8 protein-coding genes are annotated in these 14,098 nt (G+C 61.6%); 4 read left to right on the top strand and 4 right to left on the bottom strand.

All coding sequences use genetic code 11. The annotated features are described in order from the left end of the window. Positions 1-135: 135 nt before the first annotated feature. From NPX02_RS10305 to NPX02_RS10290, 4 genes are all read right to left on the bottom strand, one after another. Positions 136-864 (bottom strand): hypothetical protein, encoded by a 729-nt coding sequence (locus NPX02_RS10305; protein ID WP_260293456.1) that lies wholly within the window; start codon positions 862-864, stop codon positions 136-138. Continuing rightward, entirely contained in the window at positions 861-7,070 is a 6,210-nt protein-coding gene (locus tag NPX02_RS10300) for a hemagglutinin repeat-containing protein (RefSeq protein ID WP_260293455.1), read from the bottom strand. The genes NPX02_RS10305 and NPX02_RS10300 overlap by 4 nt, the downstream gene beginning before the upstream one ends. A 294-nt stretch (positions 7,071-7,364) precedes the next feature. Continuing rightward, on the bottom strand, positions 7,365-9,008 hold the full coding sequence (locus NPX02_RS10295) for a ShlB/FhaC/HecB family hemolysin secretion/activation protein (RefSeq protein WP_260293454.1): 1,644 nt from the start codon (positions 9,006-9,008) through the stop codon (positions 7,365-7,367). 328 nt (positions 9,009-9,336) lie between these two features. After that, entirely contained in the window at positions 9,337-10,332 is a 996-nt protein-coding gene (locus tag NPX02_RS10290; protein ID WP_260293453.1) for a nucleoid-associated protein, read from the bottom strand. A 415-nt stretch (positions 10,333-10,747) separates the two neighbouring features. Here NPX02_RS10290 and hslV point away from each other — a divergent pair, with 415 nt between their 5' ends. The 4 genes from hslV to ubiE all read left to right on the top strand — a co-directional run bounded on the left by hslV (position 10,748) and on the right by ubiE (position 14,093). Then, positions 10,748-11,293, top strand: coding sequence for an ATP-dependent protease subunit HslV (gene hslV, locus NPX02_RS10285; protein ID WP_260293452.1), 546 nt, complete (start codon positions 10,748-10,750; stop codon positions 11,291-11,293). A gap of 12 nt (positions 11,294-11,305) precedes the next feature. After that, positions 11,306-12,634: an ATP-dependent protease ATPase subunit HslU gene (hslU, locus tag NPX02_RS10280; RefSeq protein ID WP_260293451.1), complete on the top strand. Its 1,329-nt coding sequence runs from the start codon at positions 11,306-11,308 to the stop codon at positions 12,632-12,634. Positions 12,635-12,649: 15 nt separating this feature from the next. After that, complete coding sequence (locus NPX02_RS10275) at positions 12,650-13,015, top strand: gamma-butyrobetaine hydroxylase family protein (RefSeq protein WP_260293450.1); 366 nt, start codon at positions 12,650-12,652, stop codon at positions 13,013-13,015. Positions 13,016-13,343: 328 nt separating this feature from the next. Beyond that, positions 13,344-14,093 (top strand): bifunctional demethylmenaquinone methyltransferase/2-methoxy-6-polyprenyl-1,4-benzoquinol methylase UbiE, encoded by a 750-nt coding sequence (ubiE, locus tag NPX02_RS10270; RefSeq protein WP_260293449.1) that lies wholly within the window; start codon positions 13,344-13,346, stop codon positions 14,091-14,093. Positions 14,094-14,098: the final 5 nt, after the last annotated feature.

Raw genomic sequence — 14,098 nt, 5'->3', positions numbered from 1 at the left:
TTTTAGTTAGCTTTTTCGCACTGGAACTCTCCAGTCCGTAGGTTATGCTAAACGCTGTATGTGCAATCAACGGAAGTGGAAATAGGTGCAGACCTGGTTGCTTCAGCTTTACGGGAATCGACGGATCAAAAAGCATCATCTGATCCGTTCGTAGATAGACGTGCTTTTTTTCCAGTTAGCCATCTTAACTCTCGCGCCGTACCAGTCCAAGTCGAATGTTTCAACCTGTAAATTGCCGTTAGGCAAAACACGAAACTGCGTTTCCTTGGCGCGGATGAACTCGGCCACCTTGCCCTCATATTGGATTCCACCGTCGAATATCTGCTGGATGATCAGCATTCCGTTTTGGCAGCCAATGCCGGGTTGGTTAAGGGGTAGCGTTTCCCTTCTGTATGCGACGTCGCCATGCCTGAACTTCTGTTCGAGACGGTCGAGGCTCAGGTTGATATCTGAGAAAGCTTCTATTGAAAAAATACGTGCAGCCTCGATTGCTATTTTTCTTCTTATGCTTAATGCTCTTTTTTCTGCTTTGGATAGCCGACTTTCTTGCGCGACTCTTTCCGGGTCATATGTTGTCAACTCAGCATCAGGAAATGGTGGTGCAGCTAGTCTTTCAAATTCCAGTAAGGGACCAACATATCCAATGGGATGTTTCGTGGGTATGTTGAGGTCCAATCCATCTTCGGTTGCAATTGAAAACGAAGGGCATGACTTTGTGTTGACTGTAATTTCATGTGAAATCCACGGCACCGTCTGCCGCAGCTTTTTGAAATCCACATATGCATAGGTGGTGCATCCAGCCGCGAAGAGCAACCATAATGTCAGCGCCCAACACAAGCGCCTCGTCACACTGTTCCGCATCATGGCCTGGCCTCCATAATCGCGACGCGCAAGGCCTGCCAGAGTTCAGGCGGCAGCAAGATACTCAACGCATACGGTGTGGCAATCAAAACGTTCACCTTGTTCTGCAATTCGCCGACCTTTCTCTGCTCTTCCGTCAAGCCGGTCTTGATATTTCCGTCCGGCCCATACCATGTGCCGCTATTGAGTTGGTCGTGCGGGCCGGCATAGGCCTCGACCACCCTGTCAATCCAGCCCCCCGGCTGGTAGGGCATGCCGAATATCTGTCCGTCGCCGCCTTGGAGGCCGCCAAGTGGGCTTATGACTTCGGGGTGCTGATGTAAATACTTGGCTAGGTTTCCATTAAAGACGACTTGCCCGTTCTGATTAAAAGCCAGCTTGCTTCTCGGGTCATTCATATCAATGGATGGATCATCGGGCTTCTTTGTCGAGCATCTCGAAAAATTTTGTCCACACAGGACATCAACATCCACCCGTCCCCCGCCTAGCTTAAACTGGTCGCCATTGACGCCGGCGCTGGGTCCAGACTTGTTGTCCAGACAATTACCCAAGCTGTCGCAGATGCCGGGGAACTTTTTCGAATCCTCGATCATCTGCTGACGCATCTCAAGGGCAGCCATATGCAATACCTCCTTGCCAGCAACGCTAATTGTGCCTTCCACATTACTACTCAGCGCAGCAACCACCACATTCATCACCGCGAGTCGCTCGCCGGTCCAGCTTTGAGCCTCTGCATTCCATTCGACCTCCGTTTTCCCTTCGAATCTACCATCGGCGCTTTCCTTGGCTCTCGCCGCATTTTCCTTGCTGGATTGTGCCTTGCTTTGCGCGAAGTTTTTCGCGGCTTGGGTTGCCTTGCTACCGAACGCCTGCGTAATGACGACCTGGGCCTCGATCTCTCTTTGCACCTTGTCGGCATCGAAGATCGGCGCGATGCCGCCAGAGCCGTCTCCGGTGCGCACGGCCTCGTTACCGGCGATACCGGAGATGCTGGCCTGGGTGGTGCCGGAGGCGCTGCCCTTGTCCGAGCCGACACCGGCACCGCTCGACGAAACGCTATTACCGACACCGATGGTCACGCCATAGGCGTCGGCTTTGTAAGCAGCCCGGTTGTCGATATCGGTAAGCGCCAGTTCGCCGCCGGTTTTGAAGCGGTTCAAGTCTTGATCAACTGCGGTCTGGGTGCTGGCGATGACGCCGCCTTTGAGGGTGGTGTGTTTGCCGACCTCGATATCGAAACCATCGTCTCCGGCCTTGAGGCCGGACTGCTCGGTGACGGAGATGTAGTCGCTCCGGATATCGCGCTTACCGCTATTCAAACTCGCCCCGAAGGTACCCGGCCCCACCGACAGGCTCCCGCCGCTATCGCGTTGTTCGCTGACGTAGCTGCCATGGTCCTGTACGCTCTCGATGAGCAGGTCGCCGCCGACGCGGGAGATGACCTGGGTGCCCTCGACCACGGCGCCTTTGAGGGTGGTGTCTGCGCCGGATCGAAGGCTGGCGGTGCGGCCGGCGCTGATCCGGGTGTTGCTGTGGGTCAGCTCCGTGCTGTCGGTTGCGCCGTGGCCCCGGGCGGCCGAGGCGGTGACCGCGACGCCGGTACCCTCCGATCCCAGTCCGATGCTTACGCCGAGGCTGCCGCTGCTGCTCTTGTTGTCATCATGACGGGTGGCGCTGTTTTGCGCCGCGAGGAGTTCGATGTTGTTTTCGCTGTCGAGGGTGATGGCCTGTCCCGCGCCGATCTGGCTGCCGCGCACGAGGATGTTGCCGTCGGTCTCGCCACCCGTGGCCACTAGGCTGATGTCACGGCCCGCCTGGATGGTGGAACCGGCAGCGGAGGTACGCTCGATCCGGCTGCTGCTCCGGCTCTTGCTGCTGCCGAGGCTGACATTGATAGAGAGGCCCCCCATCTTGTCGATGGCGGTCGCATCCCGGGTTTCGGGGGCGCCGTCCGGATCGGTCCCGCCGGTTTCGATCTGTCCGTCTCGACCGCCGATCTTGCTACCCTGGCCGCTCTTCACCTGATCGTAGGCATCCTTGCCGGCCAACACCGCCGTGGCAGCCGCCAGCGCCTGCAGGCGTGGATCATCGGTCCGCCGCGCGGACTGATACATCTGTTGCACGGTCTGCGCCGCATTGATGACCGGGCTGGAGAGGCTTATGGTCAGGCCCGACTGTTTGAAGCGGGATTCGGAGCGGGTGACCGTGCTGTTTCGCGCCTCGACGATAGCGATATCCCCGGCGGCGATCGCCACACTCCCGGTCGGTGCCAGCAGGTCGCTGCCGCGCTGGGTGTAGTTACCACCAGATCTAATTGCTACGTTGCCCTCGATACTGCCGATTGTGCTCCCTGCCGCCATACTGGACTGCTGATCCATTTCATCACTCATCTCGCGTTTGCCCAGGGTGATACCGAACCCGCCACTGGTCATCAGGCCCGATTTCTTCTCCTGGTGATAACTGTAACTTGAAACGGTCTGTTCGCCGCTCTGCAGGGTAATGTTGTTTCCCGCCTGCAGGGTAACATCGCCACTGCCGACAATCTGTGAACCGGTGACGGTGAGGTCCTGGCCGGCCTGCAGATCGACCCGTTCCGCACTCAGGGTACTGCCCACCACCTGGCGTACGGTTGAGCGCTGCTCGTCGATCGTCTGCTTGGAGGAGAAGAGTCCGCGCTTGGCGATATACTGGCGGCGGCTGATGCCCTGTTCATCCACACCGGCACCGATGTTGAGGTCACGCCCCGCACTCACCTCCAACGACCCGTCACTGTTGATCGTGGCCCCCCGGCTGTTGATATCAACGCCCGCCAGCAGGGCCAGATCCCCGGTGCTGTTGATCCGGGTCCCCGCCGCTTTTTCCCGGGTTTCGGTGCGGTGGCTGCGCGGGTCCCAGACGATGGCCTCGCGCTGGCGTGTGGTGGTGGTATCGAGGTTGATGTTGTTGCCGGCAATGAGTGCCGTGGATCCACCCTCGCCGCTGTTGCTCACCTCGGCCGTGGTGAGGTGGATATCCCGACCGGCGGCGGCCATGAGAATGCCGTCCGGGTTCATCACCCGCAGGGTGCCGATGCCATCCAGATGCAGACGTTCATAGCGGCTGGCGCCGACCTGATTGACCCCTTCACGAGTGGCGGCCGCCACCGTGATGTCACGTCCGGCTTGCAGGCTGAGGTGCTCTTCCGCCTGGATGCGCCCGGCGCGGTTGCTGATGTCCCGTTCTGCCGACAGGGCGGTGGTTTTCGCGGAGAGCGTGCCGCGGCGGTTGTTGATGTCGCGTGCGTTCAGGGTGAGGGTTCGTTCGGCCCGCAGGGTGCCTTCATTGTGCAGGTCATCGGTCAAATCGAGGTCGATCTGTTGCCCACCCAATAGCGCGCCTCGGCCGTTCACATCCCCACCTTCCAGAACGGCATAGAACCGTGGCACCAGGACCTGTTGACGGCTACCGTCAGCCAGGGTCACGTCCTGCTCTACCAGCCAGACGATGTCGCTGGTCAGATGGGCCATCAGTTCCGCGCTGAGGGCGATGCCCGGTTGCAGGTCATAGGCCAGGGCAAAGGTGACACCGGCATTCATCAATCCCTTGTATTGATCCTCATCGCTTTGATAGCCCGCCAGATACCTTGACCCGGTCAGTTCGGTGATCTGCGCCTGGACCAGGCGCTGTTCATAGAAGCCGTCGCCCAGCCGCTTCTGTGTGGCGGCGGGGTCAAGCTGAAGCTGGTCGAGCATATAGTCGGAGCTGAGCCACTGCCGGTAGCCGGCAAAGAGGGGGTCGGTCTCGATCAGCTGCGCATGTGCCGGTTCAGGATGAGTCTGATACAGGGCGCTATCCGGGAGGCGGATCACCCCGCCAACGTTGCCGGCCACGCTCAGCGCATCGAGCTGGATATCGCTGCCCGGCACGCTGGCATGCTGTTCGAAACGGGCCGTTGGAAGAGTGATGCTGGTGATGACATCGGCGGGCGCGTAGGGCGTGCGCGCACTCTGCCGCCGGCATTTTTTTCTCCCCAGAAAACCGCAGTGTTCGATCCAGCTGAACCAGACCTCGCCGCGATCCGCCACTCGCCGCTCCAGCACGCCCTCACGATTCTCCAGGTTACCCAGGTCCCCGGTGAGGGTACCACCGGCAAGGATGTGGCTCTTGTCGTTGAGGAGACTATCCACCACCAGGTGCATGTCGCCCCCGGCAAGCAGTCTGGCGGGGGCGCTGCCGGTTACCACCTCTTCGCTGATGTTTCGCAGAAAGTCGTATGCATAGTAGTCTTCATTGCTGACCCACTTCCGCTCGACGTGGTGTTCGTCCACCAGCACCGGGTGTACTTCCTTGGTGAAATGGGTATTGCTGTTATGCAGTTGTCCGGCCGTAACCTGCAACCGCCCTAGGGCTTCGATCGTGGCGCTTTGATTGGTGATGCCGCCAGCCTTGCCCGCGGCCTGATTCAGGTCGTTCAGTTGGCCTCCGATATGCAGATCGCCCGCACTGAACAGCAGGGCGCCTTCGCGGTTGATCAGTTCATCCACCCCGATATCCAGTCGGTTGCGGGCGGCAACCGTTGCCGCGCCGCCGCTGGATTCCCGGTTTGTAATCTGCCGAGCGGCGAGCACGAGCCGGTCGCCGTAGAGGCGCCCGGTACCGATATTGTCGATGTGATCGGCCTGGAGCCGTGTCGTGACACCATCCACAATCCCCTGGTTGGTCAGCCGCCCGGTAGCGACGAGCTCGGTCGCAGTGGCGCTGATTTCACCGGTCTCCTGGTTATCGATCTCGCCGGCGTGCAGGCTAACCTGCCCCTGTGCCTGGAGTTGGCCGCTGTTGATGAGGCCGGCGGTTGTCGATAGGGCAAGTCGCTGGTCTGCCTGTATCTTGCCGCTGTTGTTCAGTTCACTTTGCAGGGTCAGGTCGATATCGCCGGATGATTGCAATTGACCATCTCCGGTCAGGGCATAACTGTTCAGATGCAGTGTTCCGCCTGCAACCAGGGTACCGGCGGTATTACGCACCTGGAGCGTCGGCTCGGGCGCCAGATCACGGATCAGCAGTTGGTCGCCAGACGAGATCACCGCCTGGCTGTTGTCGATCTGTCCGCTGCTGATAAGGGTGAGTTGTTGCCCAGCCACTATGCGTCCCTGGGCGTTATCCAGCCGATCCACCTCCAGTTGCAGCCGGGTTCCTTCAATCCCCTGGACGGCGGACCCGGTATCGCTGTTGATCAGGGTTCCGGCGCTCACGGTCAGGGTGCGGTCGGAGTGGATCAGGCCGGCGCTGTTGTCCACGACCCCCGCCTCCGTCTCCAGGGTGAGATCGCCCATCGACAGGAGCCGGCCCGCCCGGTTGTCGATGCCCGCGGCGTCGATTCGCAAGCCGGCCGCCGCCTCGATCCGCTGACGGTTGACCAGTTCCCCCGCGGCGGTAATCACCACATCGCCTGCCGTTGTACCGATCAGGCCTGCATTGCGTACTCCCACGCCGCTTTCCGTACCCATGAGCAGGATTTTCCCGGCATACATGCCGCCCAGCGCCTGGACGTCGATGGCAAAGGCCGGAGCCTTGTCGGCGGCGGTATGTACTGTCTGCAGGCGGCTATCGATGGCGACATCATTGGCGCCGGCAATGACTGTCAACTCTTGTGCCCAGATCCCTGCGTTAACTTTCACCGCCCGGGCGATCAGGTCGGTATAGTCCACATCACGACCGTCCAGCCCCTGACCCTCGATATGAATCTCCCCACCTTGCACACGAAAGCCGGCCAGGGTGCCATTGTCAAACCGCGGACTGCCGGTCGTCAGGGTCGCACGGTTGGCATTGATGAAGCCGCAGCCGGCGCAGGTGATTCCTGCCGGGTTGGCCACGATCACCTGGACGCGGTCACCCGCCACCTCGACAAAGCCGCGCAGGTAGGAGGGATCCGCCGCATTGACTTCATTCAGGATGATCCGCGCGCTACCGCCCGCCAGGTTGGGGTTGCCGTTGACCCAGCCCGCCAACCGGGTCTTGGCCGGCGCCCGGGCGTTGTTAAGAATGACCCCCTGGCGGTCCACGTCGAAGCGGGTGTAGCGGTTATGGGAGAGACCACTCCCGTCCGCTCGCTGAATATCAACCTGCGGCGTTCCGTTGGCCGCCTGGGTGACCGTCGGTCGCTTCGCGGCCGGGGCGGTGCCATCGGCAACGATCTCAGCGCGAGCCTCGGGCAGTGTGACTTGAATCATCCCCAACACCATGAGCAGCGCGAATCTGGCCGGGCGCAAGGTGTGGAGATAATGCCTACCGCTGCCGGTGTCACGCTTTTTGGCCAGGGAACAGGTTTGTCCATGGCTGGACTTATGCCGCGGAGGCCCTGGATGGCATGGCGCGGCCTTTGCTAAAAAGCGTGCCTTGCCGGCACGGCCCAGTGGCGCCCTCGGTATTACGGAATTATTCTTGTGCGAGCCCTTATTCATCCCTGGTCCCCTTTATGCTTCCCTGATTGTCTTGCTTTCCAAGCCACCCTCTATTCCCACCTGTTATATCTGCCAGTTCAGGCTGAAGCCGAAGGTACGGTTGTCGGTACGAAAACCCGCCGGTTTCCGCAGCGGCGCCCCGACAAAGAGTTCATATCCGACACGCTCCAGCGTACCCCGCATCCCCAGGACCGCTCCGGCCAGCGCCGTGCCGGGCAACAGCTCACTGCCCCGGCCCGCCACCTTTCCGTAATCTAGCCCCAGGTAGAGTTCATGCTGCCGACGGGGGATGCGCCAGGCCACTTCGTTACTCAGCGACCAGCCCCGGTCTGCAGCAAGCGACCATTGGCCATCGAAGCCGCGCACATGCCAGCGACTGCCGATTGAGAACCGGTCCTGGGGAGTCAGCGGTTCATCGCTCCACTGTCCACGCACTCTGGCCTGGTAACGGAACGCATGCCCACCGCTCCTCACCGGGAGCTGGTACAACGCATTCAGGGACCAGATCCTGGCCAGCGCCGTCCCCTCGCCGACCGCCTCTTCCGGGGCCGGCTCCGCATTGAACCAACGCGTGCCGCGGCTGTAGGCCAGCTCCAGCGAAAGCGTCCCCTGGCGAAAAAACTGCCGATGATTGAGTGACAGTTGCCAGGCGGCGGTTTTGCGATGCTGCAGCGCGATTTCCGCGTCGTCGATGAAGTTGTCCGAACGCCGTTTGCTGAACTGCAACGTAGCCGCTGTCCTGGCGCGGTCGCTGCGATGGAAGACCCGGCCGAGCTGAATGCTGTAGCGCTCACTCTCCCCGCGGTAGCGATAGTCGACCACCCCGCCGGCCACCGTCTGCTGGAAGTCGTACCAATCCGCGGTCATGCCCAACAACCAGTACCCCAACGGCAGGGAGTAGTGGATCTGGCGGCTGCCACTGCCCCGGCCACCCTCATTCAGGACATCCATCCCCTGGGACAGATAGAAGAGATCCCCCAGGCCCAGCGGATTGTCCAGAAACAGGGTGGCCCCGGCCTGTCGCTTCCCGGTCTGCTCCGAACCCGCATCATCCAGCGTCAACGCCACACGCCACGGCTTCTCCTGCTGCCAGTCGACGACCACCACGCTCTCACCCGGCAGCGAGCCCGGCAGCAATTCGAACCCGGCCTCGGTAGCGGGCAGCCGCTGCAGATTCTCCAGCCCCTGCTCCAGATCCCGCAGGTCCAGCAGCGCTTGCGACGACAGCGGCAGCAGCGTACCGAGATTGATATCGCGCCGGCTCGACGCGGCAAATCGGATATCACTCACCCTACCCGCCACAATCACCAGGCGCAGCACCCCCTCGGACAGCTCCTGGCCCGGCGCCAGTACACGGGTGGTGATCAGGCCGGACTCGATCAGCCGGTTCTGCATTCGCGTCATCAGCAGCTGAACACCCCGGGTGCCCAGACATTTCCCCACCGCCTGCCACCGCAACCTCTCCACCCGCTGTGCGGCACGCCGCTCCCCGCCTTCCACAACAACGGCTGCAACCGGAAAACAGGGTGATTCCGAAGGAAAGTCGATAATTTCCGTTTGTGGAGCAGGGAGCAGACGCACATCGGCGGGTTGTGGCTGCAAAAGCGCTTCCAGCGCCGCCTGACGCTGATCCTGCAGCAACTGCTCCCGGGTTAACGCGGACGGCGCCGAGAGATCGGCCACCGCCGCAAAACTGATCAGCCACACGCACAAAACCGGCAGCCGCACGCACCAATCTGAACAATAACCAGACAACAGAATCCTCCTTGATTCCGACCAAAAACCGGACACAGTAGAGCGTCCGCCGCAGCTTGGGCGGCATAGCCTTATTGGGTAAGAGTGAACGGGGTTTGGGTTAAGATGGGTATCTCAAGATACAGTATCGATCCATCAACACTCTATGTTGCAGTGAATTATATTCATAATGGCGGTGAAGTAAAGTCTTTTTTGTCGCGCCATGTTTGGTTATTCCAGTTTCGGAGTTCACAAGGCGTCGTTCAGGGAGACTGAAAACGAACGCCGAAACTTGAGTTGATCACTCCTCGACATGCCCCAGCAGCTGGCTGCGCAGCATCTTCGGCAGGCCGGTAATGCTCAGGGTATCGGTCTCCGCCTGGTAGTGTACCCGCCGGTTCAGCTGGTGGGAGGAGAAGCTGATCGCCAGGTCCCGCTCCCGGCCGGCGAATTTTACATAGCGCTGCAGGCTCTTGCGGTCCAGCAACAGCCGGCCGTCGCCCGCCGGCAGGTGGTCCGCCAGGTAACTGGAAAAGTCGGCCGAATCCACCCCGTCCAGGGCCTGGGAGAGGCCGTTGATCTCTACCGGTGCATCCTGCAGGTCCTGCCCGACACAGTAGCCCACCACCTGGTTGCGGAAATCGCTCACCTGCTCCTCCGGGAGCTTGCGGGAAAAGGTCTCGATACGTTCGAGGAAATCCCGGGTGGCCGCCGCCTTGTCCACCCCGGCGCAGAAGCCGGCCAACTGCTGCAGCAGTTCGGCCATGCCCCTGGCCCGGGAAGGGCTCAGCGAGAGGTAGGCGCCGCCCGCGTCGCCGCGCCACAGCTCCAGGTCCACCTTCAGCGCCATCATCGAGGCGCCGAAATCCAGGGTCAGCACCGGTTCCACCTCCTGGCGCTCGTTGATCCGGCTGGCGATACGCTGGCCGACGATAAACAGGTAGAGCGTCTGCTGTTCATGCTGTCGCTCCAGAAACAGGATCAGGTGGCCGCGCAGCTCGCCCCCCTGCTCCTGGAGCCGCTGCAGCAGCTGGCGCGCCAGCTGTTCGCTGAATTCGACAAATCCCTGCTGACCGTCGACCAGTTGCGCCAGCCCGTGGGCCAGCCCGCTCTCCAGGGACTCCGCCGAGAAGCGGCCATACTCGCGGTTGATGCGGCTCAGGTAGGCCCGCTTCAGCTCCGCCACCAGACTCTCCAGGGTCTCGTCCACGGCCAGTTCCGACGCGCGCAGGCGCAGCGCCGGGGCGCCGCTCTCATCGGGATGGATCTGGTGGGTAATGCAGTGGGTGATGGCCATGGTTACTCCGCGAACAGGAAAATCGACCGGTTCCCCGGCCCGGCGCGGATTATACCCCTATTTCCCCCGTGACCCAGGACCACGTCATCTATAAACACACAAATGCTTGCGAGAGAGGGGCTGACTGCTTGCTTGACGGGTGTCCGCGGCCATGGGTGAGGCAAGCGCTTGCGAAGCGCAGCTTCGCGCGCAGCCGAACGCTGAAGCAGCTGTGCTGCGAGGCCGAAACGGCCGCGGCAAGCCCCCAGGGATGGGTTTACGGCGTCCCGGCAATCAAGCAGTCGGATCCTCGCCCCGCTCAGCATTAGATAACGTCGTCCTGCCCCGTGCCCGGACTTCCCTTGAAATTGGCGGTTATTCTCCCCATGTTGGATCAGTTAGAATAGCCAACGACTAATATACAAGGGGCAGCGCAGTGGAGCCGATCAGGGGCACGACAATTCTTTCAATTCGCCGCAACGGCAAGGTGGTGATCGGCGGTGATGGCCAGGTCTCCATGGGCAACACGGTGATGAAGGGCAATGCCCGCAAGGTGCGGCGGCTCTACAAGAACCAGGTGCTGGCCGGTTTTGCCGGTGCCACCGCCGACGCCTTCACCCTGTTCGAGCGCTTCGAGGCGAAGCTGGAGACGCATCACGGGCAGCTGATGCGCGCCGCCGTCGAGCTGGCCAAGGACTGGCGCACCGACCGCACCCTGCGCCGCCTGGAGGCGCTGCTGCTGGTGGCCGACAAGACCGCCTCGCTGATGATCACCGGACTGGGTGATGTGATCGAGCCGGAGGATGACCTGATGGCCATCGGTTCCGGCGGCCCCTTTGCCCAGGCGGCCGCCAAGGCGCTGCTGCACAATACCGATCTCAGTGCCCGGGAGATTGTCGAGAAGGGTCTCGGCATCGCCGCCGATATCTGCGTATTCACCAACCACAACCTGGTCATCGAAGAACTCGATGCGGAAGAGTGATTCCTGAACATCATGCCTGAATTGACACCCCAACAGATCGTCCACGAGCTGGACAAGCACATTATCGGCCAGGCGGCCGCCAAGCGGGCGGTGGCCATCGCCCTGCGCAACCGCTGGCGGCGCAGCCAGGTCGATCCCGAGCTGCGCAACGAGATCACCCCGAAGAACATCCTGATGATCGGCCCGACGGGGGTCGGCAAGACCGAGATCGCCCGGCGTCTGGCGAAACTGGCCAACGCCCCGTTCATCAAGATCGAGGCGACCAAGTTTACCGAGGTGGGCTATGTCGGGCGGGATGTGGACTCGATCATCCGCGATCTGGCCGATTCCGCGATGAAGATGGTACGCGAGCAGGCGCTGGAGAAGGTCAGGGACCAGGCCGCCGATGCGGCCGAAGAGCGGGTGCTGGACGTGCTGTTGCCGCGCCCCACCAACTGGGAGAGCGACAGCAGCAGCGCCGCGGGCGCCTCCACCCGGGACAAGTTCCGGGTCAAGATCCGCAACGGCGAGCTGGATGAGAAGGAGATCGAGATCGAGGTCTCCGGCGCCGCGCTGGGGGTGGAGATCATGGCCCCGCCGGGTATGGAGGAGATGACCAGCCAGCTGCAGGGGCTGTTCCAGAATATCGGCGGCGGGCGCACCCGCAAGCGCAAGCTGCGCCTCAAGGATGCCCTGCGTATCCTGCAGGACGAGGAGGCGGCCAAGCTGGTCAACGACGAGGACCTGAAGCTGAAGGCCCTGGAGAAGGTGGAGCAGCAGGGCATCGTGTTCCTGGACGAGCTGGACAAGGTGGCCACCCGCTCGGATCACGGCGGACCCGACGTCTCACGGGCCGGCGTTCAGCGGGATCTGCTGCCCCTGGTGGAGGGCTGTACCGTCTCCACCAAGCAGGGCATGGTGCGCACCGACCATATCCTGTTCATCGCCTCCGGCGCCTTCCACTTGGCCAAGCCGTCGGACCTGATACCGGAACTGCAGGGGCGGCTACCGATACGGGTGGAGCTGGATGCCCTGACCACCGGCGACTTCATCCGCATCCTCACCGAACCGGACGCCTCCCTGACCGAGCAATACGCCGCCCTGATGGCCACGGAAGGGGTCAAGCTCAGCTTCACCGAGGCGGGCATCCGGCGCATTGCCGAGATCGCCTGGCAGGTGAACGAAGGCACCGAGAATATTGGCGCGCGCCGGCTGCACACGGTCATGGAGCGGCTGCTGGAAGGGATCTCCTTCACCGCCACCGAGGTACCCGGCAGCAGCGTGACCATCGATGCCGCCTATGTTGACAACAACCTCTCCGAGCTGGCCTCGAATGAGGATCTGAGCCGGTTCATCCTGTAGTTAGGAGTAGATGAGATGCCCAAACACGTACCCACCGAACTGAATCTTCACCAGCACTCCCGGGTGCTGGAGATCACCTTTGATGACGGCACCAAATTCGAACTGCCGTGCGAATACCTGCGGGTCTTCTCCCCCTCCGCCGAGGTGATGGGGCACGGTCCCGGCCAGGAGGTGCTACAGCTCGGCAAGGAGGATGTGAACATCGCCCAGATCACCCCGGTGGGCAACTACGCGGTGGTCCTGCACTTCGACGACGAACACAATACCGGCATCTACTCCTGGGAGTATCTCTACAGCCTGGGGATCAACTACGAGCAGAACTGGCAGAGTTACCTGAATCGCCTGGAGGCGGCCGGCCACAAGCACAAGGCGACCAACTGAGGCAACAACCGCGCCTGTGGGAGCTGAATACCCGGATGGGTAGGATGTGGTGAGTAACACGAACCGCATCAAGCCTTACCGCGAGGCGTGGTGCAGGAGGAGTGGCACAGGGATGTACCGATAACGGAGCCGAGGAAGCAATGATGCGGTTCGCAAGCTCACCGGCATCCTACGTCAGTAACTTCTTTCGCGCTCATTCCCGGCTCATATTTTCAGGTAAAATTGCTGCTGAAACCGCCCGTTTGTTCCTGAAGCGGTGAAAAACCGATACACTCTGCACCATTCAGCAGTCACTGCGCCCACCACCCTATCTGTTCAAGGCAACAACATGACGGAGAATGATTCCACCCATTTTGGCTTTGAGACCATCAATGCCCGGGAAAAGGCGCAACGCGTGCGGGCCGTTTTCGACTCCGTGGCGACCCGCTATGACCTGATGAACGACCTGATGTCGTTCGGCATCCACCGGCTGTGGAAACGCTTCGCCGTGGAGCTGGCCGGCATCCGCCGCGGCCAGAAGATCCTCGACCTGGCCTCCGGCACCGGCGATCTGGCGGCCCGCTTTGCCGGGCTGGTGGGTCCCGAGGGCCTGGTGGTGATGACCGACATCAACGCCGCCATGCTCAACCAGGGGCGGGTACGCATGGCCGACGCGGGTCTGGTGGGCAACGTCGCCTACACCCAGGTGAACGCCGAACGGATCCCCTTCCCCGACCACAGCTTCGACTGCATCACCATCGCCTTCGGCCTGCGCAACGTCACCGACAAACAGCAGGCCCTCAATGAGATGGCCCGGGTGCTGCGGCCGGGCGGCCGGGTCCTGGTGCTGGAGTTCTCCCACCCCCAGGGCAAGCCGCTGCAGAGCATTTACGATATCTACTCCTTCAAGCTGCTGCCGAAGATCGGCAAGATGGTCGCCAATGACGAGGCCAGCTACCGCTACCTGGCCGAATCGATCCGCATGCATCCCGACCAGGAGACCCTCAAGGGGATGATGGAGCAGGCCGGCCTGGAGCGCTGTGACTACCACAACCTGACCGGCGGCATCGTCGCCGTGCACCGCGGCTTCAAGCTGTAATCCGG

The organism is Sedimenticola hydrogenitrophicus (assembly GCF_025175675.1).
GTDB lineage: Bacteria > Pseudomonadota > Gammaproteobacteria > Chromatiales > Chromatiaceae > Sedimenticola > Sedimenticola hydrogenitrophicus.
This window is presented reverse-complemented; position numbering and strand designations above follow the sequence as displayed.